This window comes from Sphingomonas sp. GCM10030256 (assembly GCF_042666415.1).
GTDB lineage: Bacteria > Pseudomonadota > Alphaproteobacteria > Sphingomonadales > Sphingomonadaceae > Sphingomicrobium.
The window spans coordinates 338,926-364,760 of record NZ_JBHTDI010000001.1 but is presented as its reverse complement, the minus strand read 5'-3'; the positions used below and the strand labels follow the sequence as shown (position 1 = coordinate 364,760).

27 protein-coding genes are annotated in these 25,835 nt (G+C 67.1%); 14 read left to right on the top strand and 13 right to left on the bottom strand.

All coding sequences use genetic code 11. The features are described from left to right. Nucleotides 1-2 precede the first annotated feature (2 nt). The gene (locus ACFQPG_RS01665) at nucleotides 3-206 is read left to right on the top strand and encodes a DUF2093 domain-containing protein (RefSeq protein ID WP_380809740.1); all 204 of its coding nucleotides are present in this window, start codon (nucleotides 3-5) and stop codon (nucleotides 204-206) included. A 3-nt stretch (nucleotides 207-209) separates the two neighbouring features. On the opposite strand, the gene ACFQPG_RS01660 is transcribed toward ACFQPG_RS01665, so the two are convergent. After that, on the bottom strand, nucleotides 210-734 hold the full coding sequence (locus tag ACFQPG_RS01660; protein WP_380809738.1) for a hypothetical protein: 525 nt from the start codon (nucleotides 732-734) through the stop codon (nucleotides 210-212). Between the two features lie 233 nt (nucleotides 735-967). On the opposite strand from ACFQPG_RS01660, the gene ACFQPG_RS01655 reads away from it, so the two are divergent. Beyond that, nucleotides 968-4,132 carry a TonB-dependent receptor domain-containing protein gene (locus ACFQPG_RS01655; RefSeq protein ID WP_380809737.1) on the top strand — a complete coding sequence of 1,055 codons (3,165 nt, stop codon included), beginning with the start codon at nucleotides 968-970 and terminating at the stop codon, nucleotides 4,130-4,132. A 131-nt stretch (nucleotides 4,133-4,263) separates the two neighbouring features. Then, nucleotides 4,264-4,785 (top strand): flavin reductase family protein, encoded by a 522-nt coding sequence (locus ACFQPG_RS01650; protein ID WP_380809736.1) that lies wholly within the window; start codon nucleotides 4,264-4,266, stop codon nucleotides 4,783-4,785. On the opposite strand, the gene crcB is transcribed toward ACFQPG_RS01650, so the two are convergent. The 3 genes from crcB to ACFQPG_RS01635 are packed head-to-tail and all read right to left on the bottom strand — an operon-like array spanning nucleotide 4,782 to nucleotide 6,962. After that, on the bottom strand, nucleotides 4,782-5,153 hold the full coding sequence (gene crcB / locus ACFQPG_RS01645; protein ID WP_380809734.1) for a fluoride efflux transporter CrcB: 372 nt from the start codon (nucleotides 5,151-5,153) through the stop codon (nucleotides 4,782-4,784). The two genes, ACFQPG_RS01650 and crcB, sit on opposite strands and share 4 nt — an antisense overlap. Further along, the gene (locus tag ACFQPG_RS01640; protein WP_380809733.1) at nucleotides 5,153-6,106 is read right to left on the bottom strand and encodes a DUF808 domain-containing protein; all 954 of its coding nucleotides are present in this window, start codon (nucleotides 6,104-6,106) and stop codon (nucleotides 5,153-5,155) included. Before ACFQPG_RS01640 ends, crcB begins: the two co-directional genes overlap by 1 nt. Before the next feature lie 13 nt (nucleotides 6,107-6,119). Beyond that, nucleotides 6,120-6,962, bottom strand: a complete 843-nt coding sequence (locus ACFQPG_RS01635) for a hypothetical protein (RefSeq protein ID WP_380809731.1) — start codon at nucleotides 6,960-6,962, stop codon at nucleotides 6,120-6,122. Nucleotides 6,963-7,049: 87 nt separating this feature from the next. Here ACFQPG_RS01635 and serS point away from each other — a divergent pair, with 87 nt between their 5' ends. The 7 genes from serS (at nucleotide 7,050) to ACFQPG_RS01600 (ending at nucleotide 13,601) form a co-directional block, all read left to right on the top strand. Then, nucleotides 7,050-8,312: a serine--tRNA ligase gene (serS, locus tag ACFQPG_RS01630; protein WP_380809730.1), complete on the top strand. Its 1,263-nt coding sequence runs from the start codon at nucleotides 7,050-7,052 to the stop codon at nucleotides 8,310-8,312. Between the two features lie 87 nt (nucleotides 8,313-8,399). Next, the gene (locus ACFQPG_RS01625) at nucleotides 8,400-9,116 is read left to right on the top strand and encodes an alpha/beta hydrolase (RefSeq protein WP_380809728.1); all 717 of its coding nucleotides are present in this window, start codon (nucleotides 8,400-8,402) and stop codon (nucleotides 9,114-9,116) included. A gap of 33 nt (nucleotides 9,117-9,149) precedes the next feature. Beyond that, nucleotides 9,150-10,217 carry a polysaccharide pyruvyl transferase family protein gene (locus ACFQPG_RS01620; protein WP_380809727.1) on the top strand — a complete coding sequence of 356 codons (1,068 nt, stop codon included), beginning with the start codon at nucleotides 9,150-9,152 and terminating at the stop codon, nucleotides 10,215-10,217. Next, nucleotides 10,201-11,607 (top strand): Coenzyme F420 hydrogenase/dehydrogenase, beta subunit C-terminal domain, encoded by a 1,407-nt coding sequence (locus ACFQPG_RS01615; protein ID WP_380809726.1) that lies wholly within the window; start codon nucleotides 10,201-10,203, stop codon nucleotides 11,605-11,607. Before ACFQPG_RS01620 ends, ACFQPG_RS01615 begins: the two co-directional genes overlap by 17 nt. Further along, a complete protein-coding gene (locus tag ACFQPG_RS01610) occupies nucleotides 11,577-12,152 on the top strand; it encodes a dual specificity protein phosphatase family protein (RefSeq protein WP_380809724.1) in 576 nt (191 codons plus the stop codon). Before ACFQPG_RS01615 ends, ACFQPG_RS01610 begins: the two co-directional genes overlap by 31 nt. A 51-nt stretch (nucleotides 12,153-12,203) precedes the next feature. Further along, entirely contained in the window at nucleotides 12,204-12,998 is a 795-nt protein-coding gene (locus ACFQPG_RS01605; RefSeq protein ID WP_380809722.1) for an SIMPL domain-containing protein, read from the top strand. Between the two features lie 360 nt (nucleotides 12,999-13,358). After that, nucleotides 13,359-13,601 (top strand): acyl carrier protein, encoded by a 243-nt coding sequence (locus ACFQPG_RS01600; RefSeq protein WP_380809720.1) that lies wholly within the window; start codon nucleotides 13,359-13,361, stop codon nucleotides 13,599-13,601. Here the strand turns inward: ACFQPG_RS01600 and ACFQPG_RS01595 are convergent. Next, nucleotides 13,598-13,876, bottom strand: a complete 279-nt coding sequence (locus tag ACFQPG_RS01595) for a 4a-hydroxytetrahydrobiopterin dehydratase (protein ID WP_380809719.1) — start codon at nucleotides 13,874-13,876, stop codon at nucleotides 13,598-13,600. The genes ACFQPG_RS01600 and ACFQPG_RS01595 overlap by 4 nt on opposite strands. A gap of 184 nt (nucleotides 13,877-14,060) precedes the next feature. On the opposite strand from ACFQPG_RS01595, the gene hppD reads away from it, so the two are divergent. Genes hppD through paaD form a run of 3 tightly spaced genes read left to right on the top strand, consistent with a single transcriptional unit; the run spans nucleotide 14,061 to nucleotide 16,779 of the window. Next, nucleotides 14,061-15,149: a 4-hydroxyphenylpyruvate dioxygenase gene (gene hppD, locus ACFQPG_RS01590; protein ID WP_380809717.1), complete on the top strand. Its 1,089-nt coding sequence runs from the start codon at nucleotides 14,061-14,063 to the stop codon at nucleotides 15,147-15,149. After that, complete coding sequence (pcaF, locus tag ACFQPG_RS01585) at nucleotides 15,146-16,348, top strand: 3-oxoadipyl-CoA thiolase (protein ID WP_380809715.1); 1,203 nt, start codon at nucleotides 15,146-15,148, stop codon at nucleotides 16,346-16,348. The genes hppD and pcaF overlap by 4 nt, the downstream gene beginning before the upstream one ends. Beyond that, entirely contained in the window at nucleotides 16,348-16,779 is a 432-nt protein-coding gene (paaD, locus tag ACFQPG_RS01580) for a 1,2-phenylacetyl-CoA epoxidase subunit PaaD (protein WP_380809713.1), read from the top strand. The genes pcaF and paaD overlap by 1 nt, the downstream gene beginning before the upstream one ends. Here paaD and ACFQPG_RS01575 read toward each other — a convergent pair. From ACFQPG_RS01575 to trpD, 8 genes are read right to left on the bottom strand one after another with little or no spacing between them, the layout of a single operon-like run. Continuing rightward, complete coding sequence (locus ACFQPG_RS01575) at nucleotides 16,776-17,687, bottom strand: chorismate synthase (protein ID WP_380809711.1); 912 nt, start codon at nucleotides 17,685-17,687, stop codon at nucleotides 16,776-16,778. The genes paaD and ACFQPG_RS01575 overlap by 4 nt on opposite strands. Then, nucleotides 17,684-18,970: a 3-phosphoshikimate 1-carboxyvinyltransferase gene (aroA, locus tag ACFQPG_RS01570; protein WP_380809709.1), complete on the bottom strand. Its 1,287-nt coding sequence runs from the start codon at nucleotides 18,968-18,970 to the stop codon at nucleotides 17,684-17,686. Before aroA ends, ACFQPG_RS01575 begins: the two co-directional genes overlap by 4 nt. Next, nucleotides 18,967-20,145, bottom strand: coding sequence for a 3-deoxy-7-phosphoheptulonate synthase (locus ACFQPG_RS01565; protein ID WP_380809707.1), 1,179 nt, complete (start codon nucleotides 20,143-20,145; stop codon nucleotides 18,967-18,969). The genes aroA and ACFQPG_RS01565 overlap by 4 nt, the downstream gene beginning before the upstream one ends. After that, complete coding sequence (locus ACFQPG_RS01560) at nucleotides 20,145-21,023, bottom strand: SDR family NAD(P)-dependent oxidoreductase (protein WP_380809706.1); 879 nt, start codon at nucleotides 21,021-21,023, stop codon at nucleotides 20,145-20,147. The genes ACFQPG_RS01565 and ACFQPG_RS01560 overlap by 1 nt, the downstream gene beginning before the upstream one ends. Before the next feature lie 14 nt (nucleotides 21,024-21,037). Beyond that, a complete protein-coding gene (gene trpA, locus ACFQPG_RS01555) occupies nucleotides 21,038-21,835 on the bottom strand; it encodes a tryptophan synthase subunit alpha (protein ID WP_380809704.1) in 798 nt (265 codons plus the stop codon). After that, nucleotides 21,832-23,007, bottom strand: coding sequence for a tryptophan synthase subunit beta (gene trpB, locus ACFQPG_RS01550; protein WP_380809702.1), 1,176 nt, complete (start codon nucleotides 23,005-23,007; stop codon nucleotides 21,832-21,834). Before trpB ends, trpA begins: the two co-directional genes overlap by 4 nt. After that, the gene (gene trpCF, locus ACFQPG_RS01545) at nucleotides 23,004-24,350 is read right to left on the bottom strand and encodes a bifunctional indole-3-glycerol-phosphate synthase TrpC/phosphoribosylanthranilate isomerase TrpF (protein WP_380809700.1); all 1,347 of its coding nucleotides are present in this window, start codon (nucleotides 24,348-24,350) and stop codon (nucleotides 23,004-23,006) included. Before trpCF ends, trpB begins: the two co-directional genes overlap by 4 nt. Continuing rightward, on the bottom strand, nucleotides 24,343-25,410 hold the full coding sequence (gene trpD, locus ACFQPG_RS01540; RefSeq protein WP_380809699.1) for an anthranilate phosphoribosyltransferase: 1,068 nt from the start codon (nucleotides 25,408-25,410) through the stop codon (nucleotides 24,343-24,345). Before trpD ends, trpCF begins: the two co-directional genes overlap by 8 nt. Here trpD and ACFQPG_RS01535 point away from each other — a divergent pair. Continuing rightward, entirely contained in the window at nucleotides 25,409-25,585 is a 177-nt protein-coding gene (locus ACFQPG_RS01535) for a hypothetical protein (protein WP_380809697.1), read from the top strand. The genes trpD and ACFQPG_RS01535 overlap by 2 nt on opposite strands. The last annotated feature ends 250 nt before the right edge of the window (nucleotides 25,586-25,835 follow it).

Here is a 25,835-nt window from a genome sequence, read left to right as displayed (position 1 = left end):
CCATGCTGATGACCGGCCATCGCCGCGAAGCCAAGGTGCATTATCTGGCCGGCACGTTCCGCTTGCTGGCCGATGGCGACCATGTCCGCTGTGCGGTGACGGGCGTTCCGATCCCACTCGACATGCTGCGCTATTGGAGCGTCGCCCGCCAGGAAGCGTATGTCGATGCCGCCGCCAGCCTCAAGGCCGAAGCAGCGCCACGCTGATCTTCAGCCGACCCGGCGGCCCTTCAAACCGCGCTGCCCGTCGATCCGAAGCAGGTAGCTGCCCAGCGGTCCGCGCTTGATCACGATCTCCTGGCCGGGCTCCGGATCGTCGAAGTTGACGTAGCTTTCGGTGGTCTCCCAGACGGCATTGCCGTCGGCCAGCACGATCCGGAACTTGCCGCCGCCGATCGAGCGCGCCGAGCGGACGGTGGTCTTGATCTCGTCCGACTCGCCGTCATCGTCGTTGAGGAACGGCACCTTCAGCGAGCCGAAGCCGAACAGCGACCGCCGCACCTGGCGGACCTGGCCCCTGTCCACCACCGACACCTCACCGCTCTGAGTCGCGGCGACCAGGTTCGCCGCGGCCTTGTCGAAGCAGGCGAGCCGCTGGGCGGAGTCGCCGAGGCCCCGGCAGGCGGCGAGCGAACCGACCAGCGGCGACGGCGCGCTCGGCACGCGATCCTTGGCGAGGGCGGGAGCGGACAGCAGCGCCACGCTTAGCAGCAGGGCGGAAGTGGCGCGAAACATGTGTTTAATCATCCCCGGGTGGCGTCTGGCGCGCGTAGAGTGCCAGCGCCACGGCAATATGCAACTGTGTTCCAGGCGCAACAGGATCGTCACAAACGGCTGCTCCCGACGCCGGCCTGATTGTTTCGCGCTGCTCTCTGCTCGTAGGAACCCGCCCTGAGCCGCCTTCCGGATGTGGATGGTGTGCAATGATTTCGGGGTGCGCCTGGGCGTACCAAGGGAAGGGGAAGAAAATGTCGAAGACGTATTTCAGGGGTGCGCTTCTCGCCACGACCGTGTTCACCGGGATGGCGTTCGCTGCTCCCGCCGCTGCGCAGGACACTGTCCAGCCGGGCCAGAACGAGCAGGGCACGCCTGCCGCTCCGCAGCCTGCGGACAATCAGATTCCGGCGCCGGGCGTTGCTCCGCAGGAAGCTGCTGACCAGACCGTCCCCGCTGGTGACCAGCCGGAAGAGATCGTCGTCACCGGCACGCTGATCCGCAACCCGAACCTCGAGCAGTCGACTCCGGTCAACGTGACCACCGCCGACACCATTGAGCTGAAGCAGTCCAACGTCGCCGAGGAAGTTCTTCGCGAAATCCCGGGCGTGGTTTCCAGCATCGGTTCCGCCGTCAACAACGGCAACGGCGGCGCGTCGTACGTCGACCTTCGTGGTCTCGGTTCGATCCGCAACATCGTCCTTCTGGACGGCAATCGGATCGCTCCGTCGGGCCTCGCCGGCCGGGTCGACCTCAACAATATTCCGCTCGCCCTGGTTGAGCGCGTCGACGCCCTGACCGGCGCCGCCGTGACCACCTACGGCGCCGACGCCATCACCGGCGTGGTGAACTTCATCACCAAGAAGAACTTCGCCGGCGTCGAGCTTTCGGTGTCGGACCAGATCACCCAGAAAGGTGACGGCAACTATGTCCGCGCCGACCTGACGCTCGGTGCGAACTTCGACGACGGCCGTGGCAATGCGGTGGTCAGCGTTGGCTACCAGAACTCGGATCCGGTGTATCAGGGCGACCGCGACTTCTCCTTCTTCCAGGTCGACTCCTACTCGGGCGGCCAAGGCGGTTCGGGCACCTCGGTGCCGTCGCGCTTCTCGGGCACTCGTCCGATCGATCCGGCGACCGGCCTGCCGAGCACCAACCCGGCGGTTGCGAACGGCGGCGTCCGCCAGATTGATCCGGTGACTGGCCGCGCGGTCCCGACTTTCGCGACTTTCAACTTCAACCCGTACAACATCTTCCAGACGCCGTTTAACCGGTACAACATCTTCGGTCAGGCGAACTACGAGGTATCGGACGCGGTTGAGGTTTACGGCCGCGGTCTGTTCTCCAAGAATACGGTTGACACCATCATCGCTCCGTCCGGCTCGTTCGGTGGCGCCGTGACGATCAACTTGAATAACCCGTTCTTGCCGGCCGCGCTTCGTCAACAATTCTGCGCGTTCGACATCAACCCGGCAGCAGCGGTGTATACTCCGCGCTTCACTCCGGCGCAGTGTGCTGCAGCGGCGCTGGCGACCGGCCCAACCGATCCGAACTATCGCACGGTGACAGCGACCCTGAGCCGTCGTACCGTGGAAGTGGGTCCGCGCATCTCGGCCTATGAAACGCAGATCTTCGACGCGCGTGTCGGCGCTCGCGGTCCGATCACCAGCACCATCGACTGGGATGTCTCGGGCGCCTACGGCGAATCGAAGAACACCCAGACCATTCAGGGCTACACCCTGCAGTCGCGGTTCCGTCAGGGCGTGTTGGTCAACGGGACGCTTGCCAACCCGGTCTGTCAGGATCCATCGAACGGGTGCGTTGCGGTCAACGTTTTTGGTCCGGAAGGCTCGATCACTCCGGCTGCCGCTGACTTCCTTTCGGAGAACAGCTTCAGCATCACCAACACGACCTTGGCTCAGGGCCGCGGCATTGTCTCCGGCGATTTCGGTTTTGCACTGCCGTGGGCGACTCAGCCAATCGGCTTCGCTCTCGGCGCCGAATATCGCCGCTACACCGCTCGCGCGGAGTCCGATACGCTGGCCAAGACCCCGGGTGAACTCGGCGGTGCCGGCGGTGCTTCGCCGGATATCGGCGTCAACGACCCGGCCGGGTACAAGGTCTACGAGGGTTATGCCGAGCTGATCGCGCCGCTGATCGAGGATCGTCCGTTCTTCGAGAGCCTGACCCTTGAAGCCGGTGCGCGTTACTCGGACTACCACATCCTTGGCGCCGGCGGATACAACACCTGGACGTACAAGGCTGGCGGCAGCTGGGAACCGGGTGCGGGCGTCAAGTTCCGCGGTAACTACAGCCGCGCCGTCCGTGCACCCAACATCGGTGAACTGTTCACACCACAGACTACCGGTCTGACCAACCTCGGCATCGATCCGTGCGCCGGTGCAGCTCCGACCACCAATGCGGACCTCCGTGCGATCTGCCTGGCACAGGGTGCTCCGGTGGGCACCATCGGTTCGATTACGAACCCGACGGCAGGCCAGGCCAATGCCGTGTTCGGCGGCAACCTCGAACTGCAGCCGGAAAAGGCCAACACCTACACCGTGGGTGTGGTGCTTCAGCCGGACTTCCTGCCGCGCTTCTCGATGTCGGTCGATTACTACAACATCCGCATCAAGGACGTGATCGGTTCAGCGCTTCCGGGTGACGTGATCAATGCCTGCTTCGGCAATATCACCGCGGCCAGCGCTGCAAACCCGGCCTGCACCAGCATAGGGCGTAACCCGTTCACCGGCGGTCTCGACGGCGATCCGGCCACGACTCCGGGCCTGTTCCTCGCAACCACCAACTTGGGTGAGCTGTTCACGGACGGTGTCGACCTGATTGCCAACTACCGCCGCGACCTCGGCTTCGCAGACCTGGCTCTGTCGTTCGTCGGCAACTGGACCCGCAACTCGGAGTACAATGCCAACGTTGAGTCGGAGGACAGCTTCTTCCGTGAGTGCGCCGGCTACTACAGCGTGAACTGCTCGTTCACCGGCTCCATCCAGCCGGAGTTCCAGTTCTCGCAGCGGACCACTCTGACCTTCGGCAAGGTCGACCTGTCGCTGCTGTGGCGCTGGATCGATGCCGTGAAGTTTGAGCCGCGTCAGTTCCAGGACGATCTGGCCTTCGCTGAAGACGCCGGTTGCGAAGATCCGCTGGGCGCCGATCCGGATGCCTGCATCGTCGAGCCGGAGTTCCGCAAGATCGGGGCGGAGCACTATTTCGATTTCGCGACCCGCTTCAACGCGACCGACAACATCACCTTCACGTTCAACATCCAGAACCTGTTGAACAACAAGCCGAAGGTGGTTGGGAACTCGATCGGCTCGACGACCTTCAACAGCGGCAATGTCTTCCCGTCGACCTACGACGCGCTGGGCCGCCGCTTCGCCGCCGGCGTCCGCGTGAAGTTCTAAGCTTCACGTCTCCGGCAACGGGACAGGGAAGGGCGGGCAGCAATGCCCGCCCTTTTCTGTTTGTCCCGCAACTGGGGGCTGGCGGCGCGGCTGCCCTGTCCCGCGCCTCATTGCACCGCTATACGATCGGCATGGCCGAGCCCGCCGCCCACCATCCTGGCGAATATCGCACCGGTTCCGACCCCCGCACCCTGCGCGCGGCGCTCGGCTGCTTTGCGACGGGCGTGACGATCGTCACCTGCCTCGATCAGAACGACGAGCCGGTCGGCCTCACCGCCAACAGCTTCACCAGCGTGTCGCTCGATCCCCCTCTGCTCCTAGTCTGCGTCGACAAGCGCGCCGCCAGCGCTCGGGCGCTGACTGCCGCAGGTCATTTCGCCGTGAACGTGCTCCAGACCGGGCAGCAGCCCGCCTCGAGCCGCTTTGCCACCAAGGACCAGGATCGTTTCGGGAGCACCCCGTGGAGTCCGGGCGAGTTCGGGCCGCCGGTGCTGCGCGAATCGCTCGGCGTGTTCGAATGCGCCACCCATGCCGTCCACAATGGCGGCGATCACCATATCGTGATCGGCCAGGTGCTCCGCGCGAGCTTCGACCCCGTCCTCGATCCCTTGCTGTACTTCCGCGGCCGTTATCGCCGGCTGCACTTCGACTAAGGCAGCAGCCGCGCGCTCCAGAAGCCCGCCGCGATGGCCGCCAGGGACAGCAGCACCGACCCCGCAACGTAGAGCGCTGCAAGCGCCGGCTGCCCGCGCTCCCACAAGGTCAGGGCATCCAGACTGAAGGCCGAAAAGGTCGTAAAACCGCCCAGCAAGCCTGTCGCGAGGAACAGCCTCAATCCTTGCGACGCCGGCGGTCCTTCCGCCAGCAGGCTGATCAGCAGCCCCATCAGCAGCGATCCGAGCACGTTGACCGTCAGCGTTCCGGCGGGAAAGCCGGTCCCCAACCACATGCACAATCGGTTGACCCCGTGCCGCAGCGCCGCGCCAAGGCCGCCGCCGACGAACACCAGCAGATAATGCATCAATGGGCGGTCGCTTCTTCGGCAGGCTTGCGCTTCATCAGGTGCAACGCGGCGACGATGATCCCGCCGACGATGATCCCCGCAATCGCCCCGCCGATGGCATTGAACAGCCATTCCCATGCGCCCACCATGAACCCCAGCCCCTCGGCCAGGTGATGCGCCGTGTCATGGACGAGGTGCGCCACCGTGTCGGCGCCGAGCTCCTCCATGCCGTGCAGCAGGATCTGTCCCCCGACCCACAGCATCGCCGCAGTGCCGATCACCGCCAGCGCGGTGAGCAGCTTGGGCACTCCAGTGACCAGCAGCCGGCCGAATGCCTGCGAGGCGCTGTTGCTGCGAGCGGCCATGTGCAGCCCGATATCGTCCAGCTTCACGATCAGCCCGACGACGCCATAGACCGCGACGGTGATTGCTATCGCCACCGCCGCCAGCGCGGCGCCTTGCATCCACAGGCCCATGCCGTCGAGTTCGTTGAGGGCAATGGCCATGATCTCGGCCGACAGGATGAAGTCGGTCCGGATCGCTCCCGCGACCTGCCGTTCCTCCAGCTCCTGCGGCGTATCGGCCGCCAGCAGTTCAGCCTCCGCGTGATGATCCCCGGACAGCTTCTCCCAGATCTTCTCCGTCGCTTCGAACGCCAGGTAAGCGCCGCCGATCATCAGTAGCGGCGTGATCAGCCACTCGGCGAACGCTGCAAGCAGCATTGCAACCGGCAACAGGATCAGCAGCTTGTTCTTCAAGGACCCCAGCGCGATCTTGCCGATGATCGGCAGCTCCCGCTCAGGCGACAGCCCGGTGACATAGCGCGGCGTCACGGCGGTATCGTCGATCACGACGCCCGCTGCCTTGGTCCCGGCCTTGCCAACGGCCAAACCAATGTCGTCGATCGATGCTGCGGCGAGCTTGGTAAGGGTAGCGACGTCATCGAGCAGGGCGATAAGACCGGACGGCATGTTTTTGTGATCCTTAGCGGCGTTCGATGCTGAAGAGTTTGCCCGCGCGAATGGTACCAAGCCGCTTTGCCGCCGCACCGTCTCCAGTTACCGAACGAGCAAAGTCGATGCTGATCGCGGCTACCGCCTCAAAGGCCGATGCGGAAGGCTTGGCAGCGAGGAAATGGTCGCCGCCGATCACCGTCACCATCATGTTCCGGCCGACCGGCGCTTCCTCGAACGCCAGCCGATGCACTTTGGGATCCGGCGCGAAGGGAGCAACGATGTCCTTGTCACCCGTGATCATCAGCAACGGTGCGCGCAACTGGGAAAAGGCTCCAGGGGACACGATGCCGGGGATGGCGCCCGGGGAGGAGAAGAGCAGCACCCCGACGATCGGTGGTCCGCTCAGCGTTCCGGCCGGAGTGCTTGCGCCAGCGCCTATCAACGCAAACAACGATCCATAGCTATGCCCGGCGAGCACTACGTCTTGGCCCGGGAAACGGTCGGCAACGAAGCCGCGGGTAATGGCCAGGTCCTCGGCCCTGGCGCCGAAGCCCGCCTTGAGATCGAACTTGCTGCGGGACGGATGCGCCTTGCTGTCGACGGATAAGGGGGCGACGATAGTAAAGCCCGCCTGCTGCCAGCGTTTGATCAGTGCTTGGTAGGTGCTGGGCTCCGCGCCCATCGCATGGCCGAAGATGATGACACCTTTGCTCTTGGCCGCGGGAAACACCGTCACTGACAGCTTGCGTCCGGCGGTGGCCGGCAGCTCGATGGTCGTAGGTGTGTCGGCACGATGCGGAGTTGATGCTTTCAGCGGGGTCGAGGCCGGAGCGGCAGTCAACAGGAGCAATGAAACCACGGCCGTCAGCATGAAACCTCCAGGATCGCGAAGCTGACGGGCTGTAACCTGCTCGCCGCCCTCTTGCCACTGACTTGGCGTTGCCGCATCGGCAAGGCCATGCTTCCGATTCAAACCATTCGTGAAAACCGCGCGGTCGTTGAACGCGCCATTGCCGAAAAGGGGGTCTCGCTCGACCTGGACGCTCTGCTGCGGCTGGACGGCGAGATCCGCGCGCTGAAGACGGAAACCGACGGGCTCCGGGCCGAGCGCAATGCCATCTCTGCAACGTTCAAGACCGCCGCGCCCGCGGAAAAGGCGGAGCTCGGCCGTCGCGCCAAGGAAGCTGGGGCTCGCGCATCAGAGCTGGACGCAGAGCTTGCGCTGAAGGAAACCGGGCTGCGCGAGCTGATGCTCCGCCTGCCCAACATCCCTTGGGAAGGCGCTCCGGTCGGCCCTGACGAGAGCTTCAACACGGTCGTCCGCATCGAGGGCGCCCTGCCTGAGTTCGCCTTCGAACCGCTCGACCATGTCGCGCTGATCGAGAAGAACGACTGGGCAGACCTTACCCGAATCGTGCAGGTGTCGGGCAGCCGCACCTATTGCCTCAAAGGTCGCCTCGCGATCCTTGAAGGCGTGCTGATGAATTGGGCGCTGCAGAAGATCGCGGCCGCCGGCTTCACCCCGATCACCGTGCCGGCCATCGTCCGCGAGGATGCGTTCGTTCGCCAGGGTCAATTCCCGGGTCACCGTGAGGAAACCTACCAGCTTCCCAACGACGACCTGTGGCTGGCCGGGACCGCGGAGGTCGCGCTGACCTCGCTTCATTCGGGCGAGATCCTCGACCTGTCCGCCGGACCGATCCTCTATGCGGGCACTTCGCCCTGCTTCCGGCGGGAGGCCGGCAGCGCCGGGCGCGACGTCCGCGGCCTGCTCCGTGTCCACCAGTTCCTCAAGGTCGAACAATATGTCATCTGCGAAGCCGACGATTCCATCTCGGCCGAATGGCATGCAAGGCTGCTCGGTCTAGCCGAAGAGCTGCTGCGCGACCTAAAGATCCCCTACCAGGTGATCGAAACCTCGACCGGCGACATGGGCCTCGGCAAATATCGCATGAACGATATCGAAAGCTGGGTGCCGTCGCTCGGCAAGTATCGGGAGACGCACAGCTGCTCGACGCTGCACGACTGGCAGGCTCGCCGCGCCAACCTTCGCTACCGCGATCGGGACGGCAAGGTCCGCTTCGCCCACACCCTCAACAACACCGCGCTTGCCTCGCCGCGTATCCTGGTCCCGCTGCTGGAGAACCATCAGACCGAGGACGGCCGGGTACGGCTGCCGGGGGCGCTTCGGCCATTCATGGGCGGGGGCGAGTTCCTCTAGAGGCAGGACCGCTGCACTGAGCTTGTTGAAGCACTGCCATTGCATCCATTAAGATGGACGGCCGTCTGACAGGCTCAGGACTACGGAGTGAGTGTGACCCCCGCGGACCCCGACGAACGCCCGCCTTCGCAGCTCGCCAAGCTCCATGAACTCGGCGCTCTCGCCCCGCGCGTCTGGCGGGGGTTCGGCCATCTCGGGCCCCGCGGACCGGATGACGGCCCCCGCTGCCTGGTCATCCCCGGCTTCGTCGCCACCGACCGGACCAGCATGGAACTTCGCCGCGCCTTTGCGGAGGGCGGGTGGCGCACCCACGGCTGGAACATGGGCCTCAACAAGGGCGCTCGCCCCGACATCCTGCAAGTGCTGCTGGCGCGGCTCCGCTCGATCGGCGAGGGACAGCCGGTTCTGCTCGTCGGCTGGAGCCTCGGTGGCGTCTTTGCGCGGGAGCTTGCGCGTGAATGCCCGGACGAGGTGTCGGCGGTGGTGAGCCTCGGCTCGCCCTTTTCCGGTGATCCGCGCTGGAACAATGTCTGGCGCCTGTACGAGTGGGTCGCCGGCCATCCGGTCGACCGCCCGCCGATCGAGCGCAGCCACGCCAAGCCGCCCGTTCCGACCCTCGCCTTGTGGTCGCGGCGCGACGGGATTGTCGCCCCCCGCGCGGCGTACGGGCTGCCGGAAGAGAGCGATTGCGCTGTCGAGATCGGGTGCAGCCATATGGGCTTTGCGGTCGGTCGATCCGGCACCCGGCGGGTGGTCGCGGAAACGCGCGCATTCCTTTCCAGCCGGGGCATCGCGGTCCCCTAGGAACCGGCACCCCGCCGACCGGTTGTGCATCGCATGGCGGCGCGGCAGATCGGGGTTCTCACCTTCCACAAGTGCATCAACTACGGCAGCTATTGGCAGGCCCGGTGTCTGGTCGAAGGCCTGCGCTCCCGTGGTCACCAGGCGGTGCTGCTGGAGCATGACTGCCCGCGGGTGGGGGAGGCGGAGCTGCGCTGTTCGCTCCAGCCAACGCTGCCGGAACGGACGCCGCGACGCGATCTTCCCCGCTACAAGGCCAAGGCGCGCAAGTTCTTCGATGCGTTCGAGCGCCTCCCGACTTCCCGCCGCTTCTCGCTTCACCAGCCGCAGGATGCCGGCGCGTTCGACGCGGTGGTGATCGGCAGCGATGAAGTCTGGAACCACCGTCACCCCTGGTACGGCAATGCCCCCATCTTCTTCGGCGAGGGGCTGCGGACCGATCGGCTGGTGTCCTATGCCGCCAGCTTCGGCAATTATGACGCGGAGCAGGGGCTGGGCTCCGACTGGGCCAGCCGGCTCGAGCGCTTTGCCGCTATTTCGGTACGCGACGACAACAGCCGCCGCCTGGTGAGCGACGGCTTGGGCACCGAGCCGACGCTGGTGCTCGACCCCTGCCTGCAATTTCCCGACGCGATCACCGCCGCGCCCGTGCCGGCCGAGCGGCCCTACGCATTGATCTATGGCCACGGCTTTCCGGACTGGCTCGGCGCCGCTACCCGCCGCTGGAGCGAAGCGCGCGGAATCCGGCTGGTCAGCGTTGGCTACGCCACCGGCTGGGCCGACGAGCAACGCATCGAGGCCGGGCCGGAGGAGTTCGCCGGCCTGATGGCGAGCGCCAGCGCCGTGGTGACCAACTTCTTCCATGGCTGCGTGTTCGCACTGCTGAACGGCAAGCCGCTCGCCACCGCTCCGAGCGACTACCGCTTCAACAAGGTCCGCGACCTCGCCGCCAAGCTCGCCCTGCCGCACCGCATCGTTGGGTCCGACACGCCGCAGCATACCTTTGACGCCTTGCTCGACACCCCCCTCGAGCAGGCTGTCCACGACCGCATCCGCGACTATCGCCAGCGCAGCCAGAGCTTCCTCGATGCGGCACTTTGCTGACCCGCGCGACACGGCGGGCGAGAGCATCAGCCCGGCCGAAGTCGTGCGCTCGGGGCTGTGCATCGGCTGCGGCGGCTGCGTTGCCGGGGAGCCGGACGCGCGGATGGAATGGGATCGCTTCGGCGAGCTCAAGCCGCACGGCCCGACCGGCTGGTACGAAGGCAAGAGCGCAGCCTTTGCCCGCGCCTGCCCCTTTTCGCCGTCCGCGCCCAACGAGGACGACATCGCTCACCAGCGCTTCCCGGCCCCTGCTCACCACGACGGCAAGATCGGCAGCTTCGAGGCCGCTTATGTCGGCCACGTCGCGGAGGAGGGCTTCCGCATGAACGGAAGTTCGGGCGGGCTGGTCAGCTGGGTCGCCGCCGAGCTGCTGCGTAGCGGGGCGGTGGACGGTGTCGCTCACGTGTCGCCCGCCCATCCGCGGCCCGACGGCGCCTTTTTCCGCTACGGCATCTCGCGCGACCTCGGCACGCTGAACGCCGGCGCCAAGTCGCGCTATTATCCGATCGAGCTGTCATCCGTGCTGGCCGAGATCCGCGCCTCACCGGGGCGCTATGCGGTCGTCGGCGTCCCCTGCTTTATCAAGGCCGTCCACCTGCTCCGCCGCGCCGACCCGGTCCTGCGCGAGCGCATCACCCACACGCTTGGCCTGTTCTGCGGTCACATGAAGAGCGCCCGGCTAGTCGACAGCTTTGCCGCCCAACTGGACCAGGAGATGCGCCGCGTCCGCGCGGTCGACTACCGCATCAAGGACGCGAGCCGTCCCGCCAATTGGTACCGGGCCCACCTCACCCTCGACGACGGCAGCACCGCGTCCGAGGACTGGTGGCATCTGGCGGATGGGGACTGGGGCGCCGGTTTCTTCCAGAACTCGGCCTGCAACTGGTGCGACGACGTGGTCGCCGAAACCGCCGACATCGCGTTCGGCGATGCGTGGGTTGAGCCGTACAGCTCCGATGGCCGCGGCACCAACGTCGCGATCGTCCGCTCGCCCGAGCTCCACCGCTTGATCGAGGAAGCGCGAACGGACGGCCGCTTGCAGCTTGAGCCGGTCGGCGCCGACTTCATCATCCAGACCCAGGCAGCCGGCTTCCGTCACCGCCGCGAAGGCCTTGCGTACCGGCTGACCTGGCCCAAGCGCGGGTTGCGCGCAGTCAAGCGGGTGCCTCCCTCCGCCGCCGGGATGCCGCTGCGGCGCCGGCTGGTCTACCGGATGCGCGCGTGGATCGCCCGCTGGAGCCACCGAATCTTTGCGGTCGCGCGGGCCATGGACAAGCCCGGTCTCTATACCGGCTGGGCCCGGCTCTCGCTTCGCACCTACCAGGGCCTGGCCTGGTCGCACGGCCGCGTCGGCAAGCTGTGCGACGCTCTCGAACGGAGGTTTCCCTGACCCTTTCCCCAGTCGCCGCCTCCATCCTGACGGAGGGATGGGAGCCTGACATCGACTGGCTGGCGGACGGGCTGGCAGTCAGCGGCTGCTTTCCGATGCATTACGCTCCGGCGCTTGCGGCGGAGCATGGCATCGGCGCGGTCGTCGACCTGCGCGAGGAAGATCGTGACGAGCACCAGGCGCTGGCGCAGGTCGGGATTGCCTTTCTCCACCTGCCGACGCCGGACCTCCACCCGGCGACGCTCGACCGGCTTGACCACGGGGTCGGCTTCGCGCGCAGGCACCTGGACGCCGGGCGGCGCGTGCTGATCCACTGCCAGCACGGCATCGGCCGCTCACCCTTGCTTGCGCTCTGCGTCATGGTCGACGGCGGCATGACGCCACTCGACGCGCTGGCCCAGGCCAAGGACCGCCGCCTTGCCGTCTCGCCCAGCGAGTCGCAATATCGCGGCTGGGCAGGCTGGCTCCGCCGCCACGGCCACCCGGTGCCGAGCTACCATCAGTTCGGCTGCATCGCCTATCGCCACCTTTCGACGGGCGGCTGAACCGCACCATCCGGGCGGACGTTACACTGCCGGCTCCAGCCGGAGGTGATCATGAAGAGTCTCGTTGCGTTCGCGTTGCTGCTCGGCGGCGGTGCCGCCATTGCTCAAACCCCGGCCACCGCAATCTCGCCGCTCGGCCCGAACAGCGCGCTCCTGAGCATTTCGGCCGAGGGCCGCAGCCGGCGCACCCCGGACCTGGCAATCTTCAACGCTGGCGTGGTCACCCAAGGCCGCACGGCGGCAGAGGCGATCGCTGGCAACAGCCGCCGGATGGAGGCGGTCATCGCCGGGCTGCGCCGCTCCGGCGTCGCCGATCGCGACATCCAGACTGCCGCGATCAGCCTTCAGCCACGCTACAGCGATCCGGAGCGCGAGGCGCAGATCCGCGCGCGCGAGCTCCGCCAGCCGTATGTTCCGCCGGCCCAGCCCGATCCGCCACGAATTATCGGCTATGAAGCGCGCAACAACGTCCAGGTCCATGTCCGGCGCCTGGGGGAGATGGGCAGGATCATCGATACGCTGATCGAAAGCGGCGCCAATCAGGTCGACGGACCCTCCTTCACCCTGGACGACAGCAAGGCCGCGCTCGACGAGGCGCGGGTGGAGGCGGTGGCTACCGGGCGCCAACGCGCGGAGCTTTATGCCCGCGCCGCCGGCATGCGCGTCGCCCGCATTCTGTCGATCAGCGAAGGCGGCGGCGTTTATCCGGTCCAGGAGATCGTCGTCACCGGCAGCCGCATGGGCGGCTACGGCGCGCCGCCGCCTCCGCCGCCTCCTACGCCGGTGGCCCCAGGCGAGCTGACCCTCGGCACCAGCGTTTCCATGCAGTTCGAATTGACCCGCTGACGGCTGCCGCGGTCGGGACGAGGAAGAGCAGGCGGAGCGTCGAGGGAGCGGCAATCTCCTGCGCCACGGGTGCAAGGCCGCTCCCTCACGCCCTCGCTCCGGCCGCCAGCTTGCGGTGAACTGTTGGTGGACTAGGTCGCTTTGAGCAGAAATTTAGCGCCGATTCCGCTATAATCGGCTTTGCTCGAGCACCCCCATTCTCATGGTCAGCTGAGAGGTTAGCCAAGGTGACTGAAGCTCTGAAGGCGGTCCAGATCTATCTGGGCCATGGTGGTAAGCGTAAGCGCGTCGCGTCCGGGCCTTACACTCCGCGACCTGAAGTGAGCGGAGTGCTGCGGCAACTTCAGGAGGGCTGGCGCAATGCCTGAGGTCGCGAGCCGAGTTCATGACGTGGTCGCTGCAGAGTTCGGGTTCGATCGCAGCGCACTTCGCTTCACCGACGACCTGAGCGCCGACCACGGCTTCGACGACCTCGACCTGATGAGGATCGCGATGCGCCTGGAAGAGGAGTTCGGGGTGCAAGTGAGCGACGATTCGCTCCAGCGGGACCGAACGATCGCCAAATGCGTCCAGCTGGTCCGCCAGGGGCTGATCCTCCCCTAACCAGCCTTGCGTGATGCTGGCGGCGGCATCTGCGCGGCCAACCGGTCGATCGCCGCCGCCAGTGCCACGTCCCGCTCCGTTACCCCGCCGGCGTCGTGGCTGGTGAGGCGGAAATCGACCCGGTTCCAGCACGAGAAGAACTCCGGGTGGTGATCCACTTTCTCTGCGTGCAGCGCGACCCGCGTCAGGAACCCGAACGCTTCGGCGAAGTCGCGGAAACGGTAGGTGCGGGTCAGCGCATCGTCGCTACGGGTCCAGCCTTCCGGCGTCTCCATGATCGTTCTTCCTGTCCCACAAGTCTCTCGCGCGTTTAGCACAACGTGCCCGGCGGGAGCAGCGCGTCGCCCACGCACGCGGGTGGGCGAATGCGCACGTTGAGGGCTAAACTTCCAAAACTCCGCGCCCTTGAATCGGTCGGGTCAAGGGAGCAGTGGGGAGGGGAGAGAAGGAGTTTGAACCATGGCCACCGCCACCGCTGACCTGTCGCCGCTCGGCCTCGAGAACCCGATGGGGACAGACGGCTTCGAATTCGTCGAATATGCCGCCCCCGATCCGGAACTGCTACGGTCGCTCTTCGCCAAGCTCGGCTTCCCAGCGGTCGCCCGGCACAATCGCCTCAACATCACCTTGCACCGGCAGGGCGACATCAACTTCCTGATCAATGCCGAAACCAGTGGCCCGGCTGCCGAGTTCGCGGCCGCCCATGGTCCCTCGGCCGCGTCCATGGCCTTTCGGGTCAAGGATGCCCCCAAGGCCCACGCGCGGGCTCTGGAGCTTGGCGCGACGGACGCCAGCGGCGGTGGCCTGGGATTTCCGGCGATCGAGGGCATCGGCGGCTCGCGGCTGTACCTGGTAGATCGTTATGGCACGGACGGGTCGGCGTACAAGAACGGCGACTGGCAGTTCGAGGATGGCTGGCAGGCCAAGGAGCGGGATGCCAATGCGCATCTTACCTACCTCGATCACCTGACCCACAACGTCCAGCGCGGCCGGATGAGCTTCTGGGCGGACTTCTACGAGCGGCTCTTCAACTTCCGCGAGATCCGCTACTTCGACATCGAGGGCAAGGTCACTGGACTGTTCTCCAAGGCGATGACCAGCCCTTGCGGCAAGATCCGCATCCCGCTCAACGAGAGCCAGGACGACAAGAGCCAAATCGAGGAGTTCCTCCGCGAATATAAGGGTGAGGGGATCCAGCACATCGCGCTGGGCTCGGATAACATCTACGCCTCGGTCGATATCCTGTCGGAGCGCGGCATCCCCTTCCAGGACACGCCGGACACGTATTACGACCTGCTCGACGAGCGGGTGAAGGACCATGGCGAGCCGCTCGACGAACTCAAGAAGCGCCGCATACTGGTCGATGGAGCGCCAACGGAAGGGCAGGGCCTGCTGCTGCAGATCTTCACCCAGAACGTGATCGGCCCGATCTTCTACGAAATCATCCAGCGCAAGGGGAATGAGGGCTTCGGTGAGGGCAATTTCAAGGCGCTGTTCGAGAGCATCGAACTGGATCAGATCCGGCGTGGTGTGATTTCGGCGGAATGACCGAAGCCTACATCTGCGACGCCATCCGCACTCCCGTCGGCCGCTATGGTGGAGCCTTGTCCTCGGTGCGCGCCGACGACCTTGCCGCAATTCCGATCCGGGCCCTGATCGAGCGCAACCACAACGTCGACTGGGCCGAGCTCGACGACGTGATCCTCGGCTGCGCCAACCAGGCGGGGGAGGACAATCGCAACCTCGCGCGAATGGCGGGCCTGCTCGCCGGCCTGCCCGACAGCAGCGGCGGGGTCACCCTAAATCGCCTGTGCGGGTCCGGCCTCGACGCGGTGGCCATGGCGGCTCGCGCCATCCGCGGCGGGGAGAGCGACCTCATCATCGCCGGCGGCAGCGAAAGCATGAGCCGCGCTCCGTTCGTGATGCCCAAGGCTACGTCGGCGTTCGACCGCACGGCCGAGATCTACGACACCACCATCGGCTGGCGCTTCGTCAATCCCAAGATGAAGGACGCCTACGGCGACGACACCATGCCCAGCACGGCCGAAAATGTGGCGGAGGAGTTCCAGATCACCCGCGAGGACCAGGACGCCTTTGCGCTCCGCAGCCAGCAGAAGACGGCGGCGGCGCAGGCGAATGGCCGCTTCGATGCGGAGATCGTCGCCGTCACCATTCCCAGCCGCAAGGGTGAGCCCACCGTTATCGCGCGCGACGAACACCCGCGCCTGACCAGCCTGGACAAGCTCGCCGGCCTGAAGCCGATCGCCCGTAGGGACGGCACGGTCACCGCCGGCAACGCCTCAGGTGTCAACGATGGCGCGGCCGCATTGATCATCGCCTCGGAAGACGCAGCCAGCCGCAATGGCTTGAGGCCCCGTGCCCGCATCCTCGGCGCAGCGATCGCAGGCGTGCCCCCGCGCATCATGGGTATCGGACCCGCACCCGCGACCCAGAAGCTGCTCAAGCGCCTAGGCCTGTCGCTCGACCAGCTTGACGTGATCGAACTCAACGAAGCTTTTGCCGCTCAGGGGCTAGCGGTGCTGCGTCAGCTGGGCGTCCCCGACGACGATGCACGAGTGAACCCCAATGGCGGCGCGATCGCGCTTGGCCATCCGCTCGGCATGTCCGGTGCCCGCTTGGCGCTGACCGCGACGGAAGAGCTGCAGCGCAACGGCGGCCGCTACGGTCTGGCGACGATGTGCATCGGTGTCGGCCAGGGTATCGCCATGGTGATCGAGCGGGTGTGATGCAACCGATCTGGGAGGTGCTGGCCCAGGTGCCTGACCCGGAGATCCCCGCCGTGTCGGTGGTCGAACTCGGCATCGTCCGCGCGGTCGAAGATGGGCGAGTGATCATCACCCCGACCTACTCCGGCTGCCCGGCGACGCTCGCGATCGAGCAGGCCATCCGCGCCGCACTGGACGCGGCCGGCTACCGCTCAATGGGGATCGAGACAGTGATCGCGCCGCCGTGGACCACCGACTGGATCACGCCGGAGGGCCGCGAGAAACTCCGCCGTTACGGCATCGCCCCGCCGTCGCCGTCAGGCGAGGTGGCCTGTCCACAGTGCGGCTCGACAGAGGTCGAGGAGGTTAGCCGTTTCGGCTCGACGCCTTGCAAGAGCCAGTATCGCTGCAAATCCTGCCTGGAGCCGTTCGACCGCTTCAAGTGTCATTAGCCGCACTGGGCGCGGTGCAGCAGCTTGTGGTCTGCCAGCACCAGCGCGACCATCGCTTCGACCACCGGCGCCCCGCGAATGCCGACGCATGGGTCGTGCCGCCCACCGATGCCGATGCTCGAGGTCGGCTTGAACGCGGCACGCACGACGATCGACCTGCCCGTCGAAATGCCGCCGTCGATTCCGCTCGCCGTCATCGCCTCAAGGCTTTCCCGGCCCCGCGCCCGGCCGGCGGCGAAGCCTTCGCCGATCTCCACGCCCTTTACCGCATTGATGCCCATGCACGCTCCGGCCAGCTCCGCGTCCAGCTTGGCATAGACCGGCGCACCCCAGCCCGCCGGCACGCCGGTGGCAACGCATTCGATCACCGCGCCCAGGCTGTCGCTGCCGGCCTTTGCCGCCGCGAGCATTTCGTCCCACCGTCGGTGATCCGTCTCGCCGCCGATCTCGGCCACTCGCGCGGTTACGGTGACCTCCGGAATGATCCGCCGCGCGACCGCGGCGGCCGCTACCCGGCACGCTGTTTCCCGCGCCGACGCTCGTCCACCACCGCGCGGATCGCGAATGCCGTACTTGGCCTCGTAGGCGAAGTCGGCGTGACCGGGCCGGTGCGGAAGGCCGGCATAATCCCTGGACCGCGCATCGACATTATCGATGATGAGGCTGATCGGCGTGCCCGTCGTCCGACTTTCGAACGTGCCCGACAGGATCCGCACCCGATCCGGTTCCTGCCGCGGCGAGACGTTCGGCCCGGTTCCCGGCCGCCGCTGGTCCAGCCATTGCTGCACCCACGCTTCGTCCAGTTCCAGCCCGGGTGGGCAGCCGTCCACCACGCAACCGATCGCCGGCCCATGGCTTTCGCCCCAGGTGGTGACCCGCAGCAGGTGCCCGAAGCTATTGACGCTCACGCCGTCTCCTCGATTGTCCCGCCGATGGTTCGCATGGCGTCGCGGAAGGCCGGGAAGCTGGTGGCGATCATCTCCGCCTGGTCGACTACGACCGGCTGCTCGGCGCCAAGGCCCAACACCAGATGCGCCATCGCCACCCGATGGTCGCCATGGGTGCTGACCAAGCCCCCACCGCGAACCGCGCCGCCGCGGATCACCAGCGCGTCGCCGTCGGCGCTCGCATCCACTCCGCAGGCGCACAGGCCCTCCGCCATGCCCGACAGCCGATCGCTTTCCTTGTGGCGCAGCTCGTCCAATCCTTCGATCCGCGTCTCACCGCGAGCGAATGCCGCAACCGCCGCGAGGATCGGAATTTCGTCGATCATCGAGGGGATTTCCACGGCCGTGAACTCCGCGCCGAACAGGCGAGAGTGGCGGATCCGCACGTCGCCGATGGTCTCGCCACCGGAGCCCCGGACATTGTCGAGCCGAAGGTCGCCGCCCAACCGCTGCAGCGCCATGATGAAACCTGCTCGCAACGGGTTCAGCAGCACACCGTCCGTCCTCACTTCGGAGTCCGGAACGATCGCCGCGGCGCCCCATGCGAACGCGGCGGAGGAGGGGTCGCCCGGGATGCTCACCAGCCCTCCGGTCAGCCGCCGTTGCGACCCCAGGCGGACCACGCGTCCGTCCTGTTCAACATCGACGCCGAAGGTCCGAAGCATGATCTCGCTATGATCGCGGCTCGGCAGCGGCTCGGCAATGTCGACCGGCTGGTCGGTGCCGAGCCCGGCGAGCAGGAGGGCCGATTTCACTTGCGCCGACGCGGGCGTATTGACGTGGTGGATCCCTCGGAGCGGCGCCCCGTGTAGGGTCATCGGAAGCATTGGACCGCCTTCAAAGCTTGCTCCCATCGCCTCCAGCGGAGCCGTGACCCGGCCCATCGGACGGCGGCTCAGCGATGCGTCCCCGGTGAAAGTCGCGCTCACGCCCTGTCCCGCCGCCGCGCCGATCAGCAGCCGCGCGGCGGTTCCGCTGTTGCCGCAGTCGATAGCCCCGTCCGGGGACCGCCATTTCCGGCCCATCACTCGCCAGCGCTGCGGTCCGAAACGCTCCACGCGCACTCCGAATGCGCGTAATGCCTCGGCGGTCCGAAGCACGTCGTCCGATTCCAGCAGTCCGGAGATGACGCTCTCGCCGTCAGCCAACGCTGCCAGGATCAGCGCCCGGTGCGACAGCGACTTGTCACCAGGCACCGGGAACCGGCCCGAAAGCGGACCGCGAGGCAAAGCCTTCAGATTCACGCCGCCGCCTTCCGGCCGATGCGCGCGACCACTTCCGCCAGCTGCAACGCCTGATCGGGATTGAGCCGCGGGTCGCAGGCACTGCGGAAGTTCGCGTCCATCTCGGCGATGGTCGCGGGACCTCGTCCGCCGAGGCACTCGGTGACAGGTTCCGGCACCATCTCGATATGGAGACCGCCCGGCCAAGCCCCTTCGCTGCGGGCGATGGCGAAGAACGCTTCCGCTTCGGCGGCAATGCGTTCCAGCCGCCGGATCTTCCGACCCGCCTCGCGCTCGGTGTTGCCGTGCATCGGATCGCTGATCCACAGCGGCGCGCGGCCCGCCCGCCCGACAGCGCGCAGCCAGCCCGGCAGCAGGTCGCCGATCCGCTCCGCGCCGAGCCGAACGATCAGCGTCAGCCGGCCTGGTTCGCGTGCGGGATCGAGCCGGTCGCACAAGGTGAGCAAGTCCTCGGCGCTGAGTTCTGGCCCGCACTTCATCCCGACCGGGTTTGCGATGCCGCTCAAGAACTCGACATGAGCCCCATCGACCTGCCGGGTGCGATCGCCGACCCACAGCATGTGCCCGGACACGGACCAATGCCGTCCGGTGGTCGGGTCGCGCCGAATCAACGGCTCCTCGTAAGGCAGGAGCAGGGCCTCATGGCTGGTGAACAGACAATCCGGCAGCAGGGCGCGGGTCGCCAGCGCGTGGGCGTGAGCGAGCAGCATGCGACGGGGATCGGGCACCCGCGCCGTGCCCTCGAACCGTTGCGCGTTGATGCTGTCGCCGCGCCATGCCGGCAAGCTTCGGTCGCCCTGGCGTTCGGTCGCCATGCTGCGCGGCTTGGCGAACTGGCCGGCGATGCGGGCAACCTGCACGAGCGGCAGGTCGAAGCCTCGCCCCAACTGCCTTGCGATGGCCCCAAACAGCTCGGCCAGAGCATGCACCCGGGCGGGGGATGGTGGCTCCAGCGTTTCGGCGCAGTCGCCCCCCTGCAGCAACAGCGCGCGTCCGGCCGCCGCCTCGGCCAGCAGCGATTTCAACGCTTCGCTCTGATCGATGGCGGCAACTGCGGCCGCTTGGCTCAACGTCCGTTCGACCTCCGCAAGCGCCGCCGCGTCCGCATAGAGGGGCAGCTGGGCGGCAGTGCAACCGCGCCAGCTCCCGGGATGCCAGGCGCGCCCCGCGTCCATCAGCGAGTGGCGCTGGCCTTGGCGACTTCAAGCTGGGCCTGCTCGAGGCCGGCCTGCGGGATCGTTGCGGTCGCCGGATCGCCAATCTCGCCTAGGCGATCAAGGATCAGCTGCGCGGCCTCCAACCCATCCAGTCCGGCGATGCTGAGGCCGCGGGTGAGGGTCACCTGCGCCTGCTCCACGCCGCCGGCTCCGGCGCACAGAATGGTCCGGCTGGGCGCCTCCTCCGCCACGAGCGCGAGCAGCGCGGGGCTGACCAGCTCCGACCGGAACAGGTCCAGCATCGTCGGCGGCATCAGTCCCTCGGTCATGCCGGTGGCCGCGGTTGGGGCGAGGGCGTTGACGCGGATGTTGTACTTGGCGCCTTCCAGGCTGAGCGTCTGCATCAGGCCGACCAGCGCCATCTTTGCCGCGCCGTAATTGGATTGACCGAAGTTGCCGTACAGCCCACTCGATGAGGTGGTCATGACGATACGGCCATGGTTGCGCTCGCGCATTCCGTCCCACACCGCCTTGGTGCAGATCACGCTCCCCATCAGGTGGACGTCGACTACCTGCCGGAACTCCTCGATGCTCATCTTGGCGAAGCTCTTGTCGCGCAGGATGCCGGCATTGTTGACGAGGATGTCGATCGCCCCTGCCTGGCCTACCATGTCGGCCACCGCAGCTTCATCAGTGACCGAAGCGGCAATCGCCTCTGCCCGACCGCCGGCGCTGCGGATCTCGTCAACAACGCTTTCGGCCTTGGCCCCGCTGTGCGGAATGTCGTTGACGATCACCCGGGCTCCGGCGCGGGCCAGCAGAAGTGCGTGGGCGCGCCCGAGGCCGCCGCCTGCGCCGGTGACCAGCGCCGTCCGTCCGCCAAGATCGATCGTCATGCCTACCTCTTCGTTCAGGCCGGGGCAGTAGCGGCCTTCAGCTCGGAGACAAAGCGGGAGATTGCCAGCTCCGCGTCCTCACCCTGCTCGATCAGTCGGACGATCGCCGACCCGACGATGACCCCCGCGGCGCCCGCCGCGAGCGCCTGCCGCACATGCCATGGCGTTGAGATGCCGAAGCCGACCACCGGCGGCGGTGCCCCCGCTTCCGTCAGCGCGGCAAACAACCGGTCGTGGTCGAGCGCGAGCGTTTCGGTGGCCCCGGTGACCCCGGCGCGGGCGACGCAATAGGTGTAGCCGCCCGACAGGCGCGCGATCCTGTCCACGACCGTCTCCGGCGTGTTCGGGGCGGCGATCATGACAAGGTCGAGGCCTTCCGCCGCCGCCGCTGCCGAGTATGGCTCGGCCTCCAGACTTGGAACGTCGGCCACAAGGACCGAGTCCGCGCCCGCTTCGGCAGCGTCGCGCATGAAGCGCTCCCGCCCACGCGCGGCCAGGAGGTTGGCGTAGGTGAGGATGCCGATCGGTACGTCCGCATGTCTCGCCCGCAGGCCGCGGATCAGCGCAAAGCTGTCGTCAACCCGCGCGCCGGAGCGGAGCGCACGCTGGGCCGCCGCCTGGATGACCGGCCCGTCGGCCACCGGATCGGAGTAGGGAATCCCGACTTCGATCATGTCCGCGCCGCCCGCAACTGCGGCGTCGAGCAGATGGGCGCTGGTGGTAACGTCGGGATCGCCGAGCATCAGGAACGCCCCAAGCGCGCCCTCCCCACTCGAACGCAAGCGCCCGAACATGGCATCGTAGCGACTCATGCGGCCGCCGCCAGCAAGGTCCGCGCCTGCGCCATATCCTTGTCGCCCCGCCCGCTGAGATTGACCACGATCACCATGTCCCGCTCGGCCTGCTCGGCCAAAGTGACCGCGTGCGCGACGGCGTGCGCGCTCTCGAATGCGGGAATGATTCCCTCGGAGCGAGCAAGCGCCTGGAATGCAGCAAGCGCGTCGCCATCCTCCACTCCGACATAGGTCGCGCGCCCGCTGTCCTTGAGGTGGGCATGCTCGGGTCCGACGCCGGGGTAGTCGAGCCCCGCGGAGATCGACCAGCTGTCGCTGATCTGCCCGTCGTCGTCGTGAAGCAGCAGGGTCTCGGCCCCGTGCAGAATGCCGGGACGGCCGCGCAGGATGGTCGCGCCATGCTCGTGACCGTCGAGGCCCTTGCCGGCGGCTTCGACCCCGATCAGCTCGACTCCGGCGTCGCCCACAAAGTCACTGAATATCCCGATCGCGTTGGAGCCGCCGCCGACGCAGGCCACGACTGCGTCCGGCAGCCGTCCCTCCGCTTCGAGCAGTTGCGCGCGCGCTTCGCGGCCGATCACCCGCTGGAACTGGCGGACCATCAAGGGGAAGGGGTGCGGACCAGCGGCCGTGCCGAGCAGGTAATGGGTGTCGGTGAAGCTCGCGGTCCAATCGCGCAAGGCTTCGTTGACCGCATCCTTGAGCGTCCGTCCGCCGCTTTCCACGGGGATCACGGTCGCGCCCATCAGCTCCATGCGAAACACGTTGAGCTGCTGCCGGGCGACGTCCTCCGCGCCCATGTAGATCTGGGTCTTCAGCCCGAACAGCGCTCCCGCAAGCGCCGTGGCAACGCCGTGCTGGCCTGCCCCCGTTTCCGCGATCAACCGGGTCTTGCCCATGCGCCTGGCAAGCAGACCCTGTGCCAGCACCTGGTTGGTCTTGTGCGCTCCGCCGTGCAGCAGATCCTCGCGCTTCAGGTAGATGCGGGCGTGTTCCGATCCGAGGTTGCGGCAGCGCGTCAGCGGGGTCGGCCGCCCGGCGTAGGTGGTCAGGAGGTGCTCCAGCTCAGAGGCGAAGGAAGGATCCTCCTCTGCCTCCAGGAACGCCGCCTCCAGCTGCTCAAGCGCCGGCACCAGGATCTCGGGAACGTAGCATCCCCCGAACCGTCCGAAGCGTCCGTCCAGCTTCATGCCGCCTGCCTCCGGTCGCCCAGTCGCAGTGCATCGAACAGCGCCGCGACCTTGGCCGGGTCCTTGCGCCCTGATTCCAGCTCCAGCCGCGAACCGGCGTCGATACCGTACACTCCCGTTGCCTGTGCCGCGCGAGCATTGTCCGCGCCCAGGCCGCCGGCAAGAAAGGCCTCCGCGCGGCGGGAATGCTCGCCGATCCGCTCCCAGTCGAACGTCCTGCCGGTGCCGCCCCCGCCATTGTCGAACAGCGGCCGGTCGCCGCCGCGGTCCTCGTCGGGAGCGCAGGCGGTCCACACCTCGCCGTCGAAGCCCGCCTTGATTCGCGCGATCGTCGCCGCGTCTTCTCGGCCATGAAGCTGCACTGCCGCCAGGCCGAGGTCGTTGGCGGCGGCAATCACGTAGGGAGGAGGGGCGTCGCGGAACACGCCGACCGGCTTCATCCCGGCCCGCCGCACCGTGTCAATCAACGCCGCCGCTGTCCGGGGCTCGACCGCGCGCGGTGTCTCGGGGACGAACACCACGCCGGCATGGGTCGCTCCGGCAAGGCCCGCAATCCACGCATCGTCCGCGCTGGTCAGGCCGCAGATCTTGACCCGGCCGAACACCATCGCCCGCGCAGCCTCCGCCACATCATCCGCAGCCATCAGCGACGAACCCACCAGAAAGGCATCGACAGCGGTCGACAGACGCTCGACGTCGGACCGGTTGCCGATTCCCGACTCGCTGACGAGGAGGACATCCTCCGGAACTCGCGCGGCCAGCCGCTCAGTGACGGCAAGGTCGGTCCGAAGCGTCCTGAGGTCGCGATTGTTGATGCCGAGGATCCGTGCGCCGAGCGCCAGCGCCCGGACCAGTTCGCGGTCGTCATGCACCTCCACGATCGTGTCCATTCTCAGCCGCTCGGCTTCGGCGAGCACTGCGCGAGCGCCGGCATCATCCAGCACGGACAGCATCGCCAGCACTGCGTCGGCGCCATGGATCCGCGCCTCCCGCACCTGCCGTGGGTCGACCACGAAATCCTTGGCGAGGATCGGTCCGTCAAAGCCGGCGCGAACCGCGGCAAGATCGTTCAGCGAACCACCGAAAAACGGCAGATCGGTCAGGACGCTGATCGCATCGGTTACGGGGGCGTAGGCCGCCACCGCCGTCTCGGGCGAATGCTCGCTGCGGTGGCCGGATGGAGAGGCGCGCTTCACTTCCATGATGAAGCGAGCGCCGGGGCGGGCGAGCACGTCGCGCAGGCTGCGGCGGGTCGGCTCGGCCGCGCTTCCGTCGAACCCGCGCATGCGCTCGGCGACGTCCGCCCGCTTGCGCTCGATGATCTCGTCAAGAACTTCAGCCACGGGTCGCCTCCACAAAGGCGTCGAGAACCGCTCCCGCGCGTCCGCCGCGAAGGGCGTCCAGCGCGGCGGCGGCGCCCTCGCGCATGCTGGGCGCCTTGCCGGCGGTGAACAGCAATGCTCCCGTATTCAGTGCCACCATGTCCTGCTCGGCAGAGGTGCCGCCGCCAGTCAGCAGGCGGCGCAGCCGCTCGGCATTCTCGGTCGGGTCGCCGCCGACCACCGCCTTCAGCGGAGCCCGTTCGAGCCCGGCATCTTCCGGCGCCATCTCGACCTCGCTGAGCTTCCCGTCGCACAAGCGGATCGCGCGGGTTTCCGCGTGCAGCGCCACCTCGTCGAGCCCGGACCCGTGCACTACGAGCGCGTTGCGGACGCCGAGTGCATCGAGCGTGTGGGCGATCCGCCGGAGCATCTTCGGGTCGGCGACGCCGAGCAGCTGGACCGGCGGTCGCGCCGGATTGATGCACGGCCCCAGCAAGTTCATCACCGTCCGCACCTGCAGCTGTCGCCGCACGGGAGCGGCATGCTTCATGCCCGGGTGGTAGGCGGGAGCGAACAGGAAGCAGAAACCGGTCTGGTCCAGGGTCGCGCGCGCCTTGTCCGGGGAAACCTCGATCTGCGCGCCCAACGCTTCCAGCACATCCGCCGAGCCGCAGCGCGAGCTGACGCTGCGGTTGCCGTGCTTGGCGATTGGCAGCCCGCACGCCGCAGCGACAAAGGCGGCGGCGGTGGAGACGTTGATCAGGCCCGACCCGTCGCCCCCGGTCCCGCAACAATCGGCGAACAGATAATCGGGGCGGTCGAACGGCAGGGCCGCGGCGGAAAGGGCCCGGGCCGCTCCGACCATCTCCTCCGCCGTTTCGCCCTTCATCCTGAGCGCGATCAGCATGCCGGCAATCTCGGCCGGCTCGAGCCGCCCGAGCACCAGCCGCTCGAACAAATGTTCCGCATCGTCTGCGGGCAGATCTTCGCCGGCGAGCAGCTTGGGCAGCGGATTGGGGACCGGCCCGGTGTCCACGACGGGATGAACGGGCTGTTCGGCAATGGCGAGGAGGTTCTGCATGGGGGTGATCCTGGACACGAAAAAGCCCGCCGGGTGGCGGGCTGATGGAAAAACGGTGGTCAGTGGTCGAACGTCGATCCGCTACCAGCCGCGCCATCGCGCCGCAGAAGTACCCGCACGCCACCACCGCCAGGCGGAAAGCCGGCTGCTGCGCGGGTCACCATTTGCGGCATGAACGTGCATCACTTCGCTTCCCTTCCCGCCTGGGCCAGACTTGTCAATGGCTTGCCGAATTCAAAGCCGGACCCGTGATAGCGCGCATGGCTTACGACCAAGGTACTAATCACAATAGCGGCTTTGGATTCATCTGGCCTCAGGTCATCCTTGTTTCTGATGGGGTTGTTCCTGTGGGGCACCGTGGATGTGCAACTTGGCGGGCGAGCATCGTCGGGAGACGGCAGCTGAAAACCCCTTTGAAGTAGCTC

Bases quoted from the DNA above. Each gene is read 5' to 3' on its own strand.
- ACFQPG_RS01665 (WP_380809740.1), top strand. From the start codon at position 3: ATGCTGATGACCGGCCATCGCCGCGAAGCCAAGGTGCATTATCTGGCC.
- ACFQPG_RS01660 (WP_380809738.1), bottom strand. From the start codon at position 734: ATGTTTCGCGCCACTTCCGCCCTGCTGCTAAGCGTGGCGCTGCTGTCC.
- ACFQPG_RS01655 (WP_380809737.1), top strand. From the start codon at position 968: ATGTCGAAGACGTATTTCAGGGGTGCGCTTCTCGCCACGACCGTGTTC.
- ACFQPG_RS01650 (WP_380809736.1), top strand. From the start codon at position 4,264: ATGGCCGAGCCCGCCGCCCACCATCCTGGCGAATATCGCACCGGTTCC.
- crcB (WP_380809734.1), bottom strand. From the start codon at position 5,153: ATGCATTATCTGCTGGTGTTCGTCGGCGGCGGCCTTGGCGCGGCGCTG.
- ACFQPG_RS01640 (WP_380809733.1), bottom strand. From the start codon at position 6,106: ATGCCGTCCGGTCTTATCGCCCTGCTCGATGACGTCGCTACCCTTACC.
- ACFQPG_RS01635 (WP_380809731.1), bottom strand. From the start codon at position 6,962: ATGCTGACGGCCGTGGTTTCATTGCTCCTGTTGACTGCCGCTCCGGCC.
- serS (WP_380809730.1), top strand. From the start codon at position 7,050: ATGCTTCCGATTCAAACCATTCGTGAAAACCGCGCGGTCGTTGAACGC.
- ACFQPG_RS01620 (WP_380809727.1), top strand. From the start codon at position 9,150: ATGGCGGCGCGGCAGATCGGGGTTCTCACCTTCCACAAGTGCATCAAC.
- ACFQPG_RS01615 (WP_380809726.1), top strand. From the start codon at position 10,201: ATGCGGCACTTTGCTGACCCGCGCGACACGGCGGGCGAGAGCATCAGC.
- ACFQPG_RS01605 (WP_380809722.1), top strand. From the start codon at position 12,204: ATGAAGAGTCTCGTTGCGTTCGCGTTGCTGCTCGGCGGCGGTGCCGCC.
- ACFQPG_RS01600 (WP_380809720.1), top strand. From the start codon at position 13,359: ATGCCTGAGGTCGCGAGCCGAGTTCATGACGTGGTCGCTGCAGAGTTC.
- ACFQPG_RS01595 (WP_380809719.1), bottom strand. From the start codon at position 13,876: ATGGAGACGCCGGAAGGCTGGACCCGTAGCGACGATGCGCTGACCCGC.
- hppD (WP_380809717.1), top strand. From the start codon at position 14,061: ATGGCCACCGCCACCGCTGACCTGTCGCCGCTCGGCCTCGAGAACCCG.
- pcaF (WP_380809715.1), top strand. From the start codon at position 15,146: ATGACCGAAGCCTACATCTGCGACGCCATCCGCACTCCCGTCGGCCGC.
- paaD (WP_380809713.1), top strand. From the start codon at position 16,348: ATGCAACCGATCTGGGAGGTGCTGGCCCAGGTGCCTGACCCGGAGATC.
- ACFQPG_RS01565 (WP_380809707.1), bottom strand. From the start codon at position 20,145: ATGGACGCGGGGCGCGCCTGGCATCCCGGGAGCTGGCGCGGTTGCACT.
- ACFQPG_RS01560 (WP_380809706.1), bottom strand. From the start codon at position 21,023: ATGACGATCGATCTTGGCGGACGGACGGCGCTGGTCACCGGCGCAGGC.
- trpA (WP_380809704.1), bottom strand. From the start codon at position 21,835: ATGAGTCGCTACGATGCCATGTTCGGGCGCTTGCGTTCGAGTGGGGAG.
- trpB (WP_380809702.1), bottom strand. From the start codon at position 23,007: ATGAAGCTGGACGGACGCTTCGGACGGTTCGGGGGATGCTACGTTCCC.
- ACFQPG_RS01535 (WP_380809697.1), top strand. From the start codon at position 25,409: ATGGGGGTGATCCTGGACACGAAAAAGCCCGCCGGGTGGCGGGCTGAT.
- trpD (WP_380809699.1), bottom strand. From the start codon at position 25,410: ATGCAGAACCTCCTCGCCATTGCCGAACAGCCCGTTCATCCCGTCGTG.